The sequence below is a fragment of the Nocardioides sp. NPDC004968 genome (genome assembly GCF_040608935.1).
GTDB lineage: Bacteria > Actinomycetota > Actinomycetes > Propionibacteriales > Nocardioidaceae > Nocardioides.
In genome coordinates, this window is the sequence record NZ_JBEXJF010000020.1 from 15,835 (window position 1) to 34,065 (window position 18,231).

At 70.3% G+C, this 18,231-nt stretch carries 17 protein-coding genes; 8 read left to right on the forward strand and 9 right to left on the reverse strand.

All coding sequences use genetic code 11. From position 1 onward, the window contains the following. Positions 1-29 precede the first annotated feature (29 nt). The 7 genes from ABZU72_RS18210 to ABZU72_RS18240 all read right to left on the reverse strand — a co-directional run bounded on the left by ABZU72_RS18210 (position 30) and on the right by ABZU72_RS18240 (position 7,107). On the reverse strand, positions 30-1,016 hold the full coding sequence (locus ABZU72_RS18210) for an intradiol ring-cleavage dioxygenase (protein WP_355020237.1): 987 nt from the start codon (positions 1,014-1,016) through the stop codon (positions 30-32). 105 nt (positions 1,017-1,121) lie between these two features. After that, positions 1,122-1,370 carry a zinc-ribbon domain-containing protein gene (locus ABZU72_RS18215; RefSeq protein ID WP_355020238.1) on the reverse strand — a complete coding sequence of 83 codons (249 nt, stop codon included), beginning with the start codon at positions 1,368-1,370 and terminating at the stop codon, positions 1,122-1,124. 21 nt (positions 1,371-1,391) lie between these two features. Further along, on the reverse strand, positions 1,392-3,035 hold the full coding sequence (locus tag ABZU72_RS18220; RefSeq protein WP_355020239.1) for an amidohydrolase: 1,644 nt from the start codon (positions 3,033-3,035) through the stop codon (positions 1,392-1,394). Beyond that, complete coding sequence (locus ABZU72_RS18225) at positions 3,035-3,868, reverse strand: ABC transporter permease (protein ID WP_160021945.1); 834 nt, start codon at positions 3,866-3,868, stop codon at positions 3,035-3,037. The genes ABZU72_RS18220 and ABZU72_RS18225 overlap by 1 nt, the downstream gene beginning before the upstream one ends. Beyond that, positions 3,865-4,773 carry an ABC transporter permease gene (locus ABZU72_RS18230; protein ID WP_355020240.1) on the reverse strand — a complete coding sequence of 303 codons (909 nt, stop codon included), beginning with the start codon at positions 4,771-4,773 and terminating at the stop codon, positions 3,865-3,867. The genes ABZU72_RS18225 and ABZU72_RS18230 overlap by 4 nt, the downstream gene beginning before the upstream one ends. Further along, positions 4,766-5,968: a spermidine/putrescine ABC transporter substrate-binding protein gene (locus ABZU72_RS18235; RefSeq protein ID WP_355020241.1), complete on the reverse strand. Its 1,203-nt coding sequence runs from the start codon at positions 5,966-5,968 to the stop codon at positions 4,766-4,768. Before ABZU72_RS18235 ends, ABZU72_RS18230 begins: the two co-directional genes overlap by 8 nt. Further along, the gene (locus ABZU72_RS18240; RefSeq protein WP_355020242.1) at positions 5,965-7,107 is read right to left on the reverse strand and encodes an ABC transporter ATP-binding protein; all 1,143 of its coding nucleotides are present in this window, start codon (positions 7,105-7,107) and stop codon (positions 5,965-5,967) included. The genes ABZU72_RS18235 and ABZU72_RS18240 overlap by 4 nt, the downstream gene beginning before the upstream one ends. 155 nt (positions 7,108-7,262) lie before the next feature. Between ABZU72_RS18240 and ABZU72_RS18245 the strand changes: the two genes are divergently transcribed. From ABZU72_RS18245 to ABZU72_RS18255, 3 genes are read left to right on the forward strand one after another with little or no spacing between them, the layout of a single operon-like run. Next, a complete protein-coding gene (locus tag ABZU72_RS18245; RefSeq protein ID WP_355020243.1) occupies positions 7,263-8,060 on the forward strand; it encodes a Nif3-like dinuclear metal center hexameric protein in 798 nt (265 codons plus the stop codon). A 57-nt stretch (positions 8,061-8,117) separates the two neighbouring features. Next, a complete protein-coding gene (locus tag ABZU72_RS18250; RefSeq protein ID WP_355020244.1) occupies positions 8,118-8,834 on the forward strand; it encodes a C4-type zinc ribbon domain-containing protein in 717 nt (238 codons plus the stop codon). Continuing rightward, complete coding sequence (locus tag ABZU72_RS18255) at positions 8,831-9,517, forward strand: histidine phosphatase family protein (RefSeq protein ID WP_355020245.1); 687 nt, start codon at positions 8,831-8,833, stop codon at positions 9,515-9,517. Before ABZU72_RS18250 ends, ABZU72_RS18255 begins: the two co-directional genes overlap by 4 nt. 80 nt (positions 9,518-9,597) lie before the next feature. Here ABZU72_RS18255 and ABZU72_RS18260 read toward each other — a convergent pair whose 3' ends face one another. Both ABZU72_RS18260 and yaaA read right to left on the reverse strand, forming a co-directional pair. Next, complete coding sequence (locus ABZU72_RS18260; protein WP_355020246.1) at positions 9,598-9,888, reverse strand: GIY-YIG nuclease family protein; 291 nt, start codon at positions 9,886-9,888, stop codon at positions 9,598-9,600. A gap of 171 nt (positions 9,889-10,059) precedes the next feature. Next, a complete protein-coding gene (gene yaaA / locus ABZU72_RS18265) occupies positions 10,060-10,851 on the reverse strand; it encodes a peroxide stress protein YaaA (protein WP_355020247.1) in 792 nt (263 codons plus the stop codon). A gap of 102 nt (positions 10,852-10,953) precedes the next feature. Here yaaA and ABZU72_RS18270 point away from each other — a divergent pair, with 102 nt between their 5' ends. The 5 genes from ABZU72_RS18270 to ABZU72_RS18290 all read left to right on the forward strand — a co-directional run bounded on the left by ABZU72_RS18270 (position 10,954) and on the right by ABZU72_RS18290 (position 18,131). Continuing rightward, positions 10,954-11,274, forward strand: coding sequence for a hypothetical protein (locus ABZU72_RS18270; RefSeq protein WP_355020248.1), 321 nt, complete (start codon positions 10,954-10,956; stop codon positions 11,272-11,274). A 17-nt stretch (positions 11,275-11,291) separates the two neighbouring features. Further along, positions 11,292-12,755, forward strand: a complete 1,464-nt coding sequence (locus tag ABZU72_RS18275; RefSeq protein WP_355020249.1) for an RNB domain-containing ribonuclease — start codon at positions 11,292-11,294, stop codon at positions 12,753-12,755. A 58-nt stretch (positions 12,756-12,813) separates the two neighbouring features. Further along, positions 12,814-14,097: a hydroxyacid-oxoacid transhydrogenase gene (locus ABZU72_RS18280; RefSeq protein ID WP_355020250.1), complete on the forward strand. Its 1,284-nt coding sequence runs from the start codon at positions 12,814-12,816 to the stop codon at positions 14,095-14,097. 70 nt (positions 14,098-14,167) lie between these two features. Then, complete coding sequence (locus ABZU72_RS18285; RefSeq protein WP_355020251.1) at positions 14,168-15,379, forward strand: multidrug effflux MFS transporter; 1,212 nt, start codon at positions 14,168-14,170, stop codon at positions 15,377-15,379. A gap of 40 nt (positions 15,380-15,419) precedes the next feature. Next, on the forward strand, positions 15,420-18,131 hold the full coding sequence (locus ABZU72_RS18290; RefSeq protein ID WP_355020252.1) for a DEAD/DEAH box helicase family protein: 2,712 nt from the start codon (positions 15,420-15,422) through the stop codon (positions 18,129-18,131). Positions 18,132-18,231: the final 100 nt, after the last annotated feature.

Below are 18,231 nucleotides of genomic sequence, written 5' to 3' on the forward strand. Positions count from 1 at the left end.
ATGATCTCCTGGATGATGGTCTGGACGAGTTACTCGGTCGGGGGCTCCGGCGGAGTGCCACCGTCACCACCCTCGGGCGGGGCACCGCCGCCGGGCGCGCCGCCCATGGAGGCCTCGGTGGTGGTGTCGACGGCGACCGAGAGCGAGCCCTTGTAGCCGGCGCTCGGGCTGCCGCTGAACTTGCCCATCTCGAGGTCGTAGCCGTCGCTGAAGACGTTGTCGTTCTCGAGGCTGACCTGGGTGAGGTTGTCGGCCGAGCCCGCGTAGGTGTCGAGCTCGTAGACCTTGTTGAGCATCTTCTCGGGGAAGGCGACCTGCGAGGTCGCGATGGCGTTGTCGCCGGTCGTCGCCGAGTCGGCGTCGGGGTAGACCTCGAAGTGCATGTGGGTCCAGCGACCGGTGTAGCAGCCCGGCACGATCGTCTTGAAGGTCACCTGACCCTTGGCGTCGGCGACCTGGACACCGCGGAGGTACGTCTCGTCCTCGACGCCCTCGGAGTACATCGAGTAGAGGCCCTGCGCGTCGCACTGCCACAGGTAGACCGCGACGCCCTCGAAGGGCACGTTGTCGTTGGCCATGTCGGTGACCGTGAAGGTGAAGGTGAGCGGCACACCGTCGACCGTGGTGCCGCCGTCGAGACTGGAGGTGATGTCGCTGCGTACGATCCCGGACTCGGTCAGCACGTTGGTGCCGTTGGTCCCGTCGGCCGGGTAGGGGCCGTTGGTCTCCTGCGGGATCTCGCCGTCGGCGGTCGTGGAGGTGTTGGAGGCGGAGCCGCCGGTCGAGGTGCTCGAGGAGCCGGACGAGCTCGAGCCCGACGAGCTGGCGCCGCAGGCGGCCAGGGCTGCTGCCCCGACCCCGACCCCGACGAGCCCGAGGACCCGGCGGCGGGTCAGCAGCGTCGAGATGTCGAAGCCGGCACCCTGGTCGACCACCTCCTCCTCGGGGCGGGCCAGCAGGCGGCCCTCATAGGCGGGGCCTTCAGGGGTGTTCTCGGGTTCGGGTACGCGGCTCATTCGGTTCTCCTTGACGTCTGTCTGGTGCGTTGACCTGACTCTGACGTCCGGATCCGTGAGGACCTCCTGCCCGGGCTGTGGGGTTCCTGTGAAAGCCGCCGAGGATCAGCCGACGCTCGGACGTGGGGCGGACTGGAGCTGGTCCGCCTGCTCCTTGGACAGCTTCGAGGCGTAGCCGCAGTAGGTGCAGTCCATCCGGCGTGACTTGCTGACGGGGAAGAGCGGGATGAAGAAGAGGGTGAACTTGTTGACGACCTCGAACAGGCGATGGGCCGCCTGCTGGCGGCAGTGGGGACAGACCAGCGAGAGCGTGGCCAGCAGTCGCGTGTAGGCCTTGAGCCCGAAGATGATCATGCCGACGAGTCTTGCACGCGCTCAGCGCCGGTGGACCTCGCGACCGTCGACGTAGGTGTTCGTCACCCGGGTCCGGCCGAGGACGGTCGTGTCCTCGCCGAGGATGTCGTGGTCGACGACGACCAGGTCGGCCGCGTACCCGGACTCGATTCGGCCCGTGGACCCTTCGAGACGGTTCAGGTAGGCGGTGCCGGTGGTGTAGCCGGCGAGGGCCTCGGCGACCGTCAGCGCCTCCTCGGGAAGCAGCGGGGTGGCGTCGGCGGGCTGGTCGGGGGAGCGGCGGTTGACCGCGACGTGCATGCCGAGCAGCGGCGCCGGGTCGGAGACCGGCCAGTCGCTGCCGCACGCGATCCGGGCACCCGTACGCAGCAGCGACCCGAACACGTACTGCTGGTCGCGGGCAGCCGGTGCCAGGAACGGCAGGGTCAGCACCTCCACCGCCTCGTCCAGGCACGCCCACAGCGGCTGGATGTTGGCGGTGACCTCGAGCGCGGCGAACCGAGCGACATCGGCCGCGTCGACGACCTGGACGTGGGCCAGATGGTGGCGCAGACCGCTGGCCCCGTTGGCCGCCCGCGCGTGCTCGATCGCGTCCAGGCTGTCGCGGACCGCGCGGTCCCCGAGCGCGTGGATGTGCGCCTGGAACCCGTTGGCGTCCAGCGCCGCGACGTACGTCGCCAGGGCGTCGGCCGGGATGAAGGAGAGCCCGCGGTTGTCGGTGAGATGACCGTGGGAGTCGAGGTAGGGGTCGAGCATGGCGGCCGTGTGGGTCTCGCAGACGCCGTCCTGCATCAGCTTCACGCTGGCCGCGTCCAGCCCCACCTGAGCGGCAAGAGCGCGGCGCGAGATCAGCTCGGGCAGCTGCTCCAGGCCGCGGTCGCGGTCCCACCACTGGGCGAGGACGACCTTCGCGGTGAGCACGCCGGAGTCGTTGGCGGCGACATAGGTCGGCAGCGAGTCGGGCATGCCGAGGCCGGCGCCGACCAGCGCGTCCTGCCAGCCCACGATGCCGACGGAGTGGAGATGGCGCTGTGCGGTGAGCAGCGCCTCGGTCAGGTCGCGTGGGGTCGGGGCGGGGACCAGCGAGCCGACCAGCGCCATCGCACCCTCGTGCAGTGCGCCGGTCGGCCGGCCTGCGGAGTCACGCTCGATGCGCCCGTCGCCCGGATCGGGCGTAGCCGCATCGATGCCGGCGATCTCGAGCGCGCGGCTGTTCACCCAGGCGGAGTGGTGGTCGCGGTTGGGCAGGAAGACCGGCCGGTCGGGAAGGAGCCGGTCGAGGGGCTCGGCGCTCGGCACCCCACCCGGGAAGGAGTCCATCGACCAGCCACCGCCGGTGACCCAGGCACGTCCGGGGTTGGCCGCGGCGTAGGAACCGATGGCGTCCAGGTAGCCCTCGAGGGTCGAGAGACCGGTCAGGTCGCACTGGTTCATCTCCAGCCCGGCCTGGATCGGGTGCACGTGGGAGTCGTGGAAGGCGGGCAGGACCCAGCGGCCGTCGAGCTCCTCGACCACAGTCTCAGGGCCGGCCAGCGCTTCGAGCTCCTCGCCGACGGCCACGATCCGCCCGTCACGGACGGCGAGAGCCGCGTCCGCCCAGCGGCCCTCGCGCAGCACGCGACCACCGCGCAGCAGCAGGTCCGCCGGGAGGGCGCCACCGCCCATCAGTTGACGGCCATGGTGTCGGTGACCGAGGAGCCCGAGCGCTTGAGCACGAGCGCCACCAGGCCGAGGACCAGGAGCGTGAAGACCAGCAGGATCGTGGAGACCGCGGCGATCTCGGGCTTGAGACCGGAGCGGACCGAGGAGAGCACGTAGACCGGCCACGAGGTCGTGCCGGAGACGTTGATGAACGAGGAGATCACCGTGTTGTCGAGGCTCAGCGTGAAGGCCAGCAGCCCACCGGCCAGCACCGCCGGGCCGACCAGCGGGATCGTGACCTTGAAGAAGGTTGCCACCGGCCGCGCATAGAGGTCCGCCGAGGCCTCCTCCAGCGACGCGTCCAGACCGACCAGGCGGGCCCGGACGATGTAGGTGACGACCGCTGTCGCAAAGAGCGAGTGGCCGACCACGAGGCGTACGTAGCCGTTGTTGAACGGCAGCAGCGACCAGTCCTGCCCGAGCGTCACGAACCAGGGGAGCAGCGCGATGCCGTCGACGATCTCGGGCGTCACCGAGACCAGCAGCAACAGCAGCGTGAACGGCCCCGCCCAGCGGCCCGGGAACCGCGCCATCGCCATCCCGGCCAGGGTGCCGAGCACGCTCGCCAGGAGGGCGGCGACCACGGCGGTCTGCAGGGAGACGGCGACGGTGTGGCGTACGGTCGGGCGCTCGATGATCGCCGTGAACGGTTCCAGGCTGAAGCCGTCCCAGGCGGTGAGCAATCGGCCGCCGTTGAAGGAGTAGATGCCGATCACGATGATCGGGGCGAACAGGAAGAGGAAGACAAGCGTGGTCCACGCGCCGAGCGCGAGATTTGTTCCGGACGGCCTGCTCATGCGGTCACCTGCTTGGTGTGGACGGTTCCGATGACCAGCTTGCTGCGCCTGTGCAGGAGCCATCCCACGGCCCACATCAGCGTGATGGCCAGGACGACGATGAGCATCGTGAGCAGGATGAGGACGACCGCCATGGCCGAGCCCAGCGCCCAGTTCTGCGCGGTCAGGAACTGGCTGGCGATCAGGGAGCCGACCATCGTGCCCTTCGCGCCGCCGAGGACCGCCGGGGTCACGTAGTCGCCCATCATCGGGATGAAGACCAGAACGATGCCGGCGATGATCCCGGGCCGCGCCAACGGCAGCGTGACCTGAAAGAACGTCCGCAGCCGGTCGGCGCCGAGGTCCTTGGACGCCTCACCGAGGGCGTTGTCGACGCGGTCGAAGGCGACGTACATCGGCAGGATCATCAGCGGCAGATAGTTGTAGATCAGGCCCAGCAGCACCGCACCGCGGGTGTTGAGCAGGTCGTGCGGGTCGGCGACCAGGCCGACGTCGGTCAGGAACCCGGCCAGGGCGCCCTCGGAGGACAGGATCACCTTCCAGCCGATCGTCCGGATCAGGAACGAGGTCCAATAGGGGACCATCACCAGGGCGACCAGCAGCCCACGCCGGTTCGCTGGGACCTTCACCGCCATGAAGTACGCAGCCGGCAACGCGATCAGCAGGCAGGCGACGGTCCCCAGCACGCTCATCCACAGCGTCGCCCGGAAGATCGTGAAGAAGGTCGGGCTGAACGCCTCGGCGTAGCGGTCCAGCGACATCACCGCGTTGCTGTGGGTGCCGAACATCCCGGGCTTCTCCCCGAAGCTGAACCAGGCGATCTGCAGGAACGGCACCACGAAGAAGACCGTCAACCACAGCCACGCGGGTACGGCGAGGACGAAACCGGGGAGACGCTTACGCACTGGCGGCGGCCTTCAGCTTGTCGTAGACCTCCGTACGCCGGTCCTGAGCCTCGTTGACGGCCCCGTTCTTCATGGTGGCGATCTGCTCGTCGGTGAAGAAGATCATCTCGGGCAGCTCGACACCGCGCTCCGCGGCCATCTCCTCGATGCCCAGCGCGCCGGTGTTGTAGCCGATGTAGTCCATCTCCAGGAACGAGTTCTCCGGGTCCAGCACGTAGTCGAGGAACGCGTGCGCGGCCTCCGGGTGGGGCGCACCGGCCGCGATGCACCAGTTGTCCATCCACAGCTCGGTCGTCGGGCCGGCCAGGACCCACTTCCAGCGATCGGGCTGCTTGTGCTCGAGGATCCCGAGGCGGGAGTCGCCGTTCCAGTTCTGCATCAGGGCGAAGGTGTTCTGCTGCATCGCGCCGGTGGCCGGGTAGGAGTCGAAGCCGGCGATGTGCGGTGCCCATTTCTCGACCGCCTCGGCCTCGTAGGCGTCGTAGTCGGCCATGTCCTCGGTGTTCCAGTCGATGTCGTTGGCCCAGAAGTAGAGGCCCGCGACACCCTGCGGGTCGTCGAGCAGCGAGGTCTTGCCCGAGGCCTCGTTCTGCATCGCGTCGATGAAGTCGTTCCAGGTCACCAGGTCACGCTTGATCACGGTGGTGTCGTAGACGAACCCGGTGGTGCCCCAGCACTTGCACACCGAGTACTCGTTCTCCGGGTCCCAGTCCTGGCCGAGGAACTGCGGGTCCACCTTGGCCATGTTGGGGATCAGGTCCTTGTTGAGCGGGACGATGATCTCGTTCTCGATCAGCTGCGGGATGTAGACCCCGGTCGGCACGACGATGTCGTAGCCGCTGGTGCCCTCGGCCGCGACCAGCTTCGAGATCAGCTCCTCGTTGGAGCCGTAGGAGTCGAGCGTCACCTTCGGGCCGGTCTTGCCGAAGGCGTCGATCACCTCGGGGGCGTCGTAGTCGCCCCAGGTGTAGATCGACAGCGACTTCTCCACCGGCCCGCCGGTCGCGCCGCCGCCCGGCTCGACGGCGGTGCTGCCCGACTCACCCGAGCCGCAGGCGCTCAGCGCGACGCCGGCACCGGCGAGCGCGGCGAGGCTCAGGAAGTGGCGCCGCGAGAGCTCCTGGCGGATCGCTCGCGCGCCGGCATGGCTGGCCAGGATGCGTACGTTGCCACTCTTGTTGACAGGCTTGTTCACTGTGGGCTCCTAGCGGTGGACGGGTCGAGCGGGGTGTCGAGGGGGAAGAGACGTACGTCCTCGGCGGCCCAACCGCAGAGGACAGGATCGCCGGGGGAGAGTCGGGCGGCGCCGTGGGTGGGGCGGCGGATCAGCAGGCTGACCTCGTCGGTGACCGTGACGAGGTACTGGATCACCTCGCCGAGCGGGGAGACCTGGAGGACCTCGCCGGATACGGAGTTGAGGCTCGCCGTCGCCGTCCCGGACTCGGCTCGCGGCTCGATCGAGATCATCTCGGGCCGGATCGCGGCCTGGTGGGCCTCGCCGGGCTTCCCGTCGGGCTTCGCGGGACCCTCGACGACCACGAAGGGGGTCTCGACGGTGGTGCCGTCGGAGCTGACCTCGCCGTGCAGGAAGTTCTGCTGGCCGACGAAGCCGGCGACGTACGCGCTGGCGGGCTGGTTGTAGACGGTCTCGGCGTCGGCGAGCTGCTCGATCCGCCCGGCGCGCATGATCGCGATCCGGTCGCTCATCGCGAGCGCCTCGTGCTGGTCGTGGGTGACGAACACGAAGGTGATCCCGAGGCGGGACTGGAGGAGCTTGAGCTCGAGCTGCATCTCCTCGCGCAGCTGGCGGTCCAGGGCGCCCAGCGGCTCGTCGAGGAGGAGGACGCCGGGACGGTTGACCAGCGCCCGGGCGAGCGCCACCCGCTGCTGCTGGCCGCCGGAGAGCTGGGCCGGGCCGCGGTCGGCGAAGTCGAGCATGCGCACCATCCGCAGCGCCTCGACGACCCGCTCGCGGACCTCGGCCCTGGGCGTCTTGCGCTGCTGCAGGCCGTAGGCGACGTTCTCCGCGACGGACTTGTGCGGAAACAGCGCGTACGCCTGGAAGACCGTGTTCACGTCGCGCTGGTAGGGCGCGAGCCTGACGACGTTCTTGCCGCCGATGATGATGCTGCCGGAATCGGGCTTCTCGAAGCCGGCGATCATGCGTAGCGTCGTGGTCTTGCCGCAGCCCGAAGGGCCGAGCAGCGAGATGAACTCGCCTGCCCGGATCTCCAGATCCAGGCCGTCGACCGCCGTGGCCTGGCCATAGGTCTTGGTCAGGCCGGTGATGGTTACCGAGCCGGAGGGTGGGTCCGGGGTAGCTGTCGTGGTCATCGCTGCTCCAGTCGATTGTTCACTTAGCGCTGCATTCCACCACAGGATCCGGGGAAAAGTACGGAATCAGTTGTAAAAGAACGGTTACGAACTTGATTTCGTGTACGTCGCCGCCGCTGAGTGCGGCCCCGGTCTCGGGATCTAGGGTTTACCCCATGCCGACCCCGCCCACTCTGTCCACCGTCACCTCGTTGCTGGACGACTGGTACCCGCCCGCGACCGCCGACGAATGGGATGCTGTCGGCCTGGTCTGGGGCGAGCCCTCGCAGCCCGTCTCGAAGGTGCTTCTCGCCGTCGACCCGACCCTCCCGGTCGCCGAGGAGGCGGCCGCGTGGGGTGCGGACCTGGTCGTGGTCCATCATCCGCTGTTCCTCAAGGGTGTGCACGGGTTCGCGGCGACGACCCCGAAGGGACGTACGCTCTCGACGCTGGTCTCCGCGCGGTGCGCGCTGCTCACCGCGCACACCAACGCCGACCAGGCCCTCGGCGGCGTCTCGGAGTCGCTGGCGCTCGCGCTCGGGCTGAGCTCGCTGCGGCCGCTGGTGCCGGGGCTCACCGACGAGGTCGGGACGGGCCGGGCCGGGACCGTGGAGCCGACCACGCTGGGCGCCTTCGCCGAGTCCGTGGCGGCCGCGCTGCCCGCGACCGCGGCCGGGATCCGGGTCGCCGGCGACCTCGACCGGCCGGTCTCCTCGGTGGCGCTGTGCGGCGGCGCGGGCGACTTCCTGCTCGACCAGGTGGCTGCGTACGACGTCTATGTGACCAGCGATCTGCGCCACCATCCGGCCTCGGAGTTCCTCGAGAAGGGTGGTGCGCTGATCGACATCCCGCACTGGGCGGCGGAGTGGACCTGGCTGCCTGTCCTGGCGAGGCGACTGAACGAGGCTTTGGGAGATACGGTGGAGGCCCGGGTCAGCCAGATCGTCACCGACCCGTGGACGCTGCGTCTGTAAGAAAATCGTGTGTGAATAGCTGAGGAGAATCCGCTGAAAGCCGACCCGTTCGCCCAGGTGAAGCTGCTCGACGTGTGTGAGCTGGACTCGCGTGCGCTCCAGCTGCGCCACCGCCGTGCGCATCTGCCGCAGGCCGCCGTCGTGGCGGAGCTGCAGGCATCGAAGAAGACCACCGACGATGCCGCACGCGACGCCCGGATCACGCGCGACGACCTCGAGCGGGTGCAGAAGAAGGCCGACGCCGACGTCGAGGCGGTCAAGACCCGCCGCCGGCGCGACCAGGAGCGGATGGACTCCGGGGCGATCAGCAGCGCCAAGGACCTCGAGCGCATGCAGCACGAGCTGGCCACCCTCGACCGCCGGATCTCGGTGCTCGAGGACGAGGAGCTCGAGGTCATGGAGCAGCTCGAGGAGGCTCAGGCGAGCGTGACCCGGCTCGAGGCCGAGCTCGCCGAGATCACCGAGAAGCTCGCGGTCGCGGTCGACTCCGTCGACGTCGAGACCTCGAAGATCGACGGCGAGCTCGCCGGGGTCGCCGAGGAGCGGACGCCGGCGCTCGAGGGCATCCCCGATGACCTGCTCGCCCTCTACTCGCGGCTGAGCGAGAAGATGGGTGTCGGTGCTGCCGAGCTGCGTGCCCGCCGCTGCGGTGGCTGCAACCTCCAGCTCGACCCGGCCGAGATCTCCCGCATCCGTGGCCTCGCCGCCGACGAGGTCGTGCGCTGCGAGGAGTGCTCCCGCATCCTGGTCCGCACGGCCGAGTCGGGTCTGTGAGCTCCAAGACCTCGCGTGGCTGGGGAGCCGGCGCGGCGGCGACGACGCTGGTTCTCGTACGTCACGGGGTCACCAAGCACACCGCCGCCAAGGCGTTCTCCGGGGGCCTCGGCGGTGACAACCCGCCGCTGACCCAGGAGGGCCGCGAGCAGGTGATGCTCACCGCGGAGTGGCTCAAGCCGCTCGCGTCCTCGGTCTCGACCGTCGTGACCTCGCCGGTCCTGCGCACCGTCGAGACCGGTGAGCTCGTCGCCGGTGCGCTCGATGCCCGGCTGGTCGAGGAGCCCGCCTTCGCCGAGATCGAGTTCGGGGAGTGGGAGGGTCTCACCTTCGGTGAGGTCGCCCAACGGTTCCCCGACGAGATGAAGTCGTGGATGGGGGCCACCGAGGTCGCGCCCCCGGGCGGCGAGTCCTTCGACTCCGCTCAGGCCCGCGTGCTCGACGGCCTCTCGCGGGTCCTCGAGGCCCACGCAGGCGAGACCGTCGTGGTCACCTCACACGTCTCGCCGATCAAGCTGATCGTCGCTCACGCACTGGGAGCCCCGATCGGCGGAGTCTTCAGCATGGAGCTCTCGCCCGCCTCCGTCACCGTCGTCTCCTTCTTCGCCGACGACCGCGCCTCCATGCGCCTCTTCAACGGCCTCCCCGTCGCCCGCGACCCCTTCGCCGCCGGACTCTTCTGAAGCCGACTCGACCAGCGCTCGCCTCGCTGGTCGAGCCGCCGGAGCCGCTAGGCGGAGGCGTGTCGAGACCAACACAGTCCCTATGGCGACCGCTTGCCACGACGGCGAGCGAGGTCATGCAGCCGGTCGAGATCCCCGGCTATCAGGGCCTCGCGCTTGGCCCGGCTCCACCCTTGAACCTGCTTCTCGCGTCGGTAGGCATCGGCCATCATCTGATGTTCTTCGGCGTACGCAAGGGTGACCGGTAGACGCCGAACCGTGAACTCGGCGCCGAGGCCGGCGTTGTGCTCGGCGATGCGTTTCTCCAGGTCGAAGGTGCTTCCGACGTAGAGCATGTGATCGCGGCAGCGGAGGATGTACATGTAAGGCATGCCCTGATTCTGGGCGCGACCACCGACAGGTTTCGCGGAGACGACTGTGTTGGTCTCGACACGCTCGCTGGCGCTCGCGGCTCGACCAGCGGGGCGACCGTTGGTCGAGCCGCCGGAGCCGCTAGGCGGAGGCGTGTCGAGACCAACACCTTCCGTACGGCGACCGCCGTCTCAGATCTCGGCGACGATGATGTCGAGCTGGGTGCCGGTCTTGGTGGCGGGGGCGGTCTCGACGGTCCAGCCGAGGTCGCGGAAGGCGTCGGCGAGCTTGGCGGGGGTGCGGGGATTGGCGCCGGACTCGAGGAGGGCTCGGACGAGGCGGCCCTTGGTGGCCTTGTTGAAGTGGCTGACGACCTTGCGCTGGCCGTTGTGCTCGTGGAGGACACGGACGGTGGCGGTGCGGGCGGGCACGGTGCTCGACCCTTCGGCGTCGGGGCGCCAGAAGGCGGCGTACGTCCCGGACCGGAGGTCCACGAGCAGCCCGTCGCCGAGAGCCTCGGTGATGCCGGCGCCGAGGTGGGCGCGCCAGTGGGCTTGGACGCCGCCGATGCCGGGGAGGGTGGTGTCGCCCGAGAGACGGTACGCAGGGATGCGGTCGGCGAGGCCGACGAGGCCGAACACGGAGCTGGTCACCATGACCCGGCTGGTCGCGCGGCGCTTGGCGGCCGGCGACAGGGTGGCGGGGGAGAGGGCGTCGTAGAGGACGCCGGTGTAGATCCGGTCTGCGCGCGCGGTCGCGGCCTCGAACAACTTGGCGTTCAAGGTGACGAGCTCGGGCTGGGTCTTCGGGATGCCGAGGATGTCGACGGCCTCGTCCGGGCGCGTGGTGCAGAGCTCGACCAGCGCGTCGATGACCTTGGCGCGGGCCGGGTTCAGCCCCGGGAGGCGGAGGTCGTCGAGCGCGAGCGGGTTGCCGCGTACGGCCGCGGTCTTGCCCTCCGAGGGCGGCAGCAGGATCAGCACGGGGACTATCGTGCCGCCCGGGACCGGGATGGCCGAATCGAGGATTGGGTATCTTTCAAAGCGCCCGTGACCTGGGAGAACGCGCGGGCTTACGTTCCAGTCATGATCGTTCTGGCCGCCGAGACCGCCTCCGGGCCCAACCTCGGCGGCTTCCTGGTCGTGATCATCATCGTCGGCCTGTTCTGGCTGATCCAGGACGTCTCGAAGAAGTCCAAGGCGCGCTCGGCGCACCTCAAGGCGAAGCGGTCGCTGACCTCGTCCCAGCGCCGCGCACTGGCCAAGATCGACAGGTCGGCGAGGTCGTACAACGGCTCCAAGAAGGACCTGTGGGACCAGTTCGGCGCCTTCAAGGGAAACCCGAAGGCGTTCGGCAAAGAAGCCGCCGCGCTGCACAAGACGTACAAGGCCTCGAAGAAGAAGTAGCCACTACAGTTCTGGCCATGGGCTCCGCACGCATCATCCGGGTCGCCAGTGCCGACAACGGTGTCGCCGCCACCACGCTCCGCGACGGGATCGCCGCGCTCCAGGCCGAGCTCGGGGTGACCGCCGAGTTCCCGCCTGAGGTGGAGGAGGCGGCGGGCGCCGCCGCGGCCAACCCCCGACTCCCGGAGCTGGACCGCACCGATCTGCCGTTCGTCACGATCGACCCCGAGACGTCGATGGACCTCGACCAGGCCCTCCACCTCGTGCGCGACGGAGACGGGTACGTGGTGCACTACGCGATCGCCGACGTGGCCGCCTTCGTGACGTCCGGCGACGCTGTCGACGTGGAGGCCAACAAGCGCGGCGAGACGCTCTACGCCGCTGACGCGAAGATCCCGCTCCACCCCAAGGTGCTCTCCGAGGACGCCGCCTCGCTGCTCCCGGATCAGGTACGCCCCGCCCTGCTGTGGACCCACAAGCTCGATGCGTCCGGCGAGGGGACCGACACCTTCGTCGAGCGCGCGCTGGTCAGGTCGCGGGCCAAGCTCTCCTACGACGGTGTGCAGAAGATGTTCGACGGCGACGGGTTCGGCGACACCGACTACGCCGACTCCCTCCAGCTGCTGAAGGAGATCGGCGAGAAGCGGATCGCTCTCGAGGCGGCCCGCGGCGGGGTCAACCTGCCGCTGCGCGACCAGGAGATCTCGGTCCAGGGTGATCAGTGGTCGCTGGAGTACCGCGACCTGCTCCCCGTCGAGGACTGGAACGCCCAGATCTCGCTGCTCACCGGCTTCGGGGCGGCAGACCTGATGGTCTACGCCCGCATCGGGCTCCTCAGGACCCTCCCCGAACCCGACCCCCGAGACGTCCAGCGGCTGCACCGCACCGCTCGGGCACTCGGGCTGGAGTGGCCCGCGGAGATGCTCTACCCCGACTTCATCCGCTCGCTCGACGGCAAGAACGGCAAGCACGCCGCGATGGCGATCGCGTGCACCCGGCTGCTGCGCGGGAGCGGGTACGCCTCGTTCAACGGCGAGCTCCCCGCGCTGACCGAGCACTCGGCGCTGGCGAACGAGTACATGCACGTGACGGCGCCGCTGCGCCGGCTGATCGACCGCTACGCCGGCGAGGTCTGCCTGGCGCTCTGCGCGGACCAGCCGGTCCCCGACTGGGTGACTGCTGCGTTCACCACCCTCCCGGACACCATGCGTGCGTCCTCGCGCACCAGCGGTGCGTACGAGCGCGGCGTCGTCGACCTCGTCGAGGCCGGGGTGCTGTCCCAGCGAGTCGGGGAGACCTTCACCGCGGTCGTCGTCGAGATCGACGACGAGGACAAGCAGAAGGGCTCGATCACCGTCGAGGAGCCGGCCATCGAGGCCCGGCTCACCGGCGCGACGGCCCTCCCGCTCGGCGAGGAGGTCGAGGTACGGCTGGAGACGGCTGACGTCGTCGCCCGGAAGGTCAGCTTCACCATCGCCTGATGGCAGTTGGGCAGTCCGACCCGTGAAACCGCTATCGGACGGTCGATATCGTGCGCTCATGACGCACGCAACACCCGAGACCGTGTTCACCTATGGCTCCCCGCAGCTCAAGTTCGGCACCGGCGCATCGGCCGAGATCGGCTACGACCTGGCGTCGCTGGGCGCCCGCCGCGCCCTCGTGGTGACCGATCCCGGCATCTCCGCGACCGGGCTGCCGCAGCGCGTGGCCGAGCAGATGAAGGCGTACCACGTCACTGCCGTCGTCTTCGACGGCGTCCATGTCGAGCCGACCGACGAGAGCATGCGCGAGGCGGTCGAGTTCGCCCGCGAGAACGGGCCGTTCGACGCGATCGTGGCGGTCGGGGGCGGGTCGAGCATCGACACCGCGAAGGCGGTCAACCTGCTGACCACCAACGACGGCGACCTGATGGACTACCTCAACGCGCCGGTGGGTCGCGGACTCGCGCCGGCCAACCCGCTGCTGCCGCTGGTCGCGGTGCCCACCACCACCGGGACCGGGGCGGAGTCGACGACCGTGTGCGTGCTCGACGTGCTCTCGCTCAAGGTGAAGACCGGGATCTCGCACGCGCGCCTGCGTCCGACGCTGGCCGTCGTCGACCCCGACCTGATGATGACCCAGCCCGCCGGGGTGACCGCCGCGTCCGGGATGGACATCCTGTGCCATGCGCTGGAGAGCTACACGGCCCGTCCCTACACCTCTTACGACCGCAAGGAGCCGGCGCAGCGGGTGCCCTACTGCGGCGCCAACCCGATCTCCGACATGTGGTCGGAGAAGGGGCTGTCGCTGCTGGCGGGCTCGTTCCGGCAGGCGGTCGCGCACGGCGACGACACCCTCGCGCGCGGTGACATGGCGTTCGCGGCGACCTTCGCCGGCCTGGGCTTCGGCAACGCAGGCGTGCACATCCCGCACGCCTGCGCCTACCCGATCGCCGGCCGGGTGCGCGACTTCCACCCCAAGGACTACCCCGGCGACGAGGCGCTGGTGCCGCACGGGATGGCGGTCTCGCTGACCGCTCCGGAGGCGTTCCGCTACACCTTCGACGCCGCCCCCGAGCGACACCTGCGCGCGGCCCGGCTGCTGGCGCCCGGCTTCGACGAGTCGAAGGAGGAGCCCCGCGACGTACTGCCCCGGGTGCTGAGCGACCTGATGCGTGACATCGGGATCCCGGCCGGGATCGGCGAGGTCGGCTACGTCGCCGGCGACATCCCCGACCTGGTCGAGGGTGCGCTCAAGCAGCAGCGGCTGCTCGCCACCGCGCCGAAGCAGCCGTCGGCGGAGGACCTGACCGGGATCTTCGAGAGGTCCATCACGCTCTGGTGAGGAATGCCCGGCGGGACTACGGCGTTCGGTTGGTTGTCTTCTTCAACCAAACTCTCCGGAGGTTCACTCGGTGACGTCAGTCCCGCCGCGGCTCTTGCTCGCACTCGCCCTGCTCTCGGCATCCGCGCCGCTTGCGATCGACTTCTACCTGCCCTCCTTCCCGCAGATCGGCACCGACCTCGGTGCCGCGGCGAGCAACGTGCAGCTGACCCTCACCGCCTTCCTGATCGGGCTCGCGCTCGGACAGATCGCCTGGGGGCCGATCTCCGACCGCTTCGGACGGCTCAAGCCGCTGCTGATCGGTTCGGTCGTGGCCGCGGCGGCCGGCGTCCTGGCCGCCCTGGCGCCCACCGTCGAGCTGCTGATCGCGGCCCGCTTCCTCCAGGCCCTCGCCGCCGCGGCGGGGATCGTGATGGCGCGGGCGATCGTGGCCGACGTACTCCACGGCTTCGCCGCCGCCCGGGCGATGTCGATCATGATGTCGATCAGCGGGATCGCGCCGATCCTGGCCCCGGTGATCGGCGGCGCCATCGCCGGTTTCGTGCCTTGGCGCGGGGTGCTCGGCATCGTGGCAGCGATCGCCGTCGCGCAGGTCGTCTGCGTGCTGCTGGTGATCCGGGAGAGCCTGCCGGCCGAGCGCCGGACCAGCCGGGTCGAGTACGCCGACCTCGGTCGCCTCCTCGCCAAGCCCGCCTTCCTCGGCTACACCCTGACGCAGTCGCTCACGTTCGCCACCCTGATGACGTACGTCTCCTCCTCCTCGTTCCTCTACCAGTCGGTGATCGGCACGTCGGCGGCGGTCTACGGCATCGGGTTCGCGGTCAACGCCGCCTTCCTGACGGTCGCCGGGCTCTTCTCGGCGCGGCTGGCCAAGCGCCAGGTGCACCCGGCGCAGATCATCCGCTCGGCCCAGCCGGTGCTCGCCATCGGCGCGATGTTCGTGCTGATCGTCGCGCTCCTGCCGGTGCCGAAGGCGCTCATCCTGCTGCCGATCCTGGTCGTCACCACCTGCGTCGGCCTGATCATGGGCAACACCGGCGCCCTCGCCATCGAGCAGGCCCGTCCCTCGGTCGGCGCCGGCTCGGCGCTGATGGGCGGGATCATGTTCCTCGGCGGTGGCCTCGCCTCCCCGCTCGGAGCCGTCGCCGGTGAGCACACCGCGGTGCCGCTGGCGATCACCATGGTGGTCACCTCGGTCCTCGGCGCCGTCGCGTTCACCCTCGCCCGGCGCTCGGTCGCCCGCAACCCGGAGTCCGAGGCGGCCTTCGCCACCGCGGCCTAGGTCCTGGGGTCCGGCCCGGCCGCTGACTAGGCTTCGCCGGGTGAAGCTCCGTGTCCATCAGCAGCGGGCGCTCTCCGCCCTGGGCGCGGCCTGGGACGCGGGGCGTTCGCGGGCGTGGGTCGTGCTGCCGCCGGGGGCGGGGAAGACGCTCGTCGGGCTGGAGACCGCACGCGATGCGATCGCGGACGGGGCGAAGGTCGTCGTACTCAGCCCCAACACGGCCATCCAGGGGCAGTGGCTGCGTCAGGCCGGGGCACTGGGTCTCTCGGCGTCCTCGTCGCGGGATCTGGACGCGCCGCTGACCTCGCTGACCTACCAGTCGGTCGCGGTCTTCGGCGATCCCGACGACGAGGCGGAGACCGGGGAGAGCCATCTGGCGAGGCTGCACGACAACGGCCGGGCGCTGGTCTCGGCGCTGCGTACGGCCGGGCCGCTGCTGCTCGTGCTGGACGAGTGCCACCATCTGCTCGAGGTCTGGGGCGAGCTGCTCGGCGAGATCCTCCTGCTGCTGCCGGACGCGCGGGTGCTGGGGCTGACCGCGACTCCACCCGAGGCGCTGACCAAGGAGGAGTCTGCGCTGGTCGGGCTGCTGTTCGGCGAGATCGTCTTCTCGACCTCGATCCCGGCCGTGGTTCGCGAGGGCGACCTGGCGCCGTTCGCGGACCTGGTCTGGCTGACCGCCCCCACGCCCGCCGAGCGGGAATGGCTGCGGGGGAGCGCGGAGCGGTTCGAGGAGCTGCTCACAGCGCTGACCTCGGCCGATCTGGGCAGTGTCCCGTTCCTGACCTGGCTGGACCGGCGGTACGTGTCGCGGCCGGCCGGAGCTCCGTCCTGGGCCGAGCTCGCGAAGGCGTGGCCCGATCTGGCCACGGCGGCCCTGCGGGCGCACCATCGCGGGCTGCTCGCCCTGCCCGAGGGGGCGACCCTGACCGAGGCGCACCGCCGCGACCCGTCGGCCGAGGACTGGGTGGCGCTGATCGGTGACTGGGTACGCGGACATCTGGCCGCCTCCGATGCGGAGGCCGACCAGGAGGCGCTGGCCGCGATCAAGCAGGCGCTGCCGGCGGTCGGCTACTCGCTGACCCGGCGAGGGATCCGGGCCGGGCGTTCGCCCGTCGACCGGGTGCTGGCGCGCTCGGAGGCGAAGACGACGGCGACCGTGGCCATCGTGGACCACGAGCGCCTGGCGCACGGTGACTCGCTGCGGCTGCTGGTCGTCACCGACCACGAGCGGGCCTCGGCCACGCTGCCCGTCGACCTGCGTGGGGTGATCGCCGAGCAGTCCGGCTCCGCGCGGGCGGTGCTCGCGACTCTCTGCGGGTCCCACGACGACGTCCTGCTGGTCACCGGCTCCACCGTCGCCGGGCCCGCGGCGACCCTCGCGGCTCTGGTCGAGCACATCGCCGAGACCGACCCCGCTCTGGCCGAAGCTCTCGAGGTCGAGCAGGGGGAGGCGTACGCCACGCTCGTGGGGCGCTGGGGGAGCCGGCAGTGGGTCGGTCACGTGACCCGGTTCTTCGAGGCCGGCGGCTGCCGGGTCCTGGTCGGCACGCGCGGCTTGCTCGGGGAGGGCTGGGACGCCCGATCGGTCACCGGGATCGTCGACCTCACCGCGGCCACGACCACGACGGCGGTCGTGCAGCTGCGCGGCCGGTCGCTGCGTACGGATCCGGGGCGGCCCGACAAGGTCGCGGTCAACTGGACCGTCGTCTGCGTCGAGGAGGAGCACCCGCGCGGCGACAACGACTGGAAGCGTCTCGTCCGCAAGCACACCGGCTTCTTCGGCGCCGACGAGGACGGCTCCGTCGTCGACGGCGTCGGCCACATCGACGAGACGTTCTCCCCGTACGCCGCCCCGCCCGAGTTCGACTTCGACACCGTCAACGCCCGCATGGTCGCGCGTTCGGAGGACCGCACCGCGATCCGGGAGCGGTGGCGGATCGGGGAGCCGTACGCCGACGTCGCCGGCCGCACCGTCCGGATCCGGCTCCGCCGAGCGGGTGCGCTACGCGTGCCGTCGGGGATGGTGCTCGCTCCCCGGCCACCTGGGTTCCGGCTGCTGGACGGACGGGTGCCGGAGTGGCGGCTACCGGCCAAGCCCATCCTCGCGCCCGCGGTGCTGCTGAGCATCGGGCTCGCCCTGACGCTCATCCTCGGCGCCGGGATCGCAGGAGCGGTCGGCGGCGTGGTCGGTGGAATGTGGGCGCTGTGGGCCGCGTACGTCTATCGAGACGGCACCCGCATCGCCTCCCAGCTCCGCCGGCGCCCGAGCGTCGGGGCGGTCGGCGCAGCCGTCGCCGACGCGCTGAACACGACCGGACAGACCTCGGTCGGCGCCGCCGGGCTCGAGATCGCGGTGGACAGCGACGGCAGCTACCGCCTCCACCTGGCCGGGGTTCCCGAGGAGGAGTCGGCGCTCTTCGCCACCTCGCTCGAGGAGGCGCTGGCACCGATCGCCGCGCCCCGCTACCTCGTCTCCCGCCCGATCGTGGGCGACCTGAACGCCCTCGAGAGGCTGCGGCTGGGCGTCTCGGGCACGCACGCCGCCAACGCCGAGGCCTGGCACGCGGTCCCCACCGCCCTCGGCCGTCGTGCCGCCGACGCGAAGTCGTTCCTCGCCGCCTGGGAGCACTGGGTCGGCGGCTCCGGCCTGCTCTACACCGGCTCACCCGAGGGTGCCGGTGTCCTGGTCGCCCAGCGCGGCACCGACCCCTTCGACGTCACCGCCGTCATCCGCCGCCACTGGTCCTGAGCCGAGACGGCACCCCCGTCGGCCGAGACGGCACCCCCGTCGGCCGAGACGGCACTTATGACAATCGAGTTGTCAGTTGTGGCGACGTACCGGAGCGTTG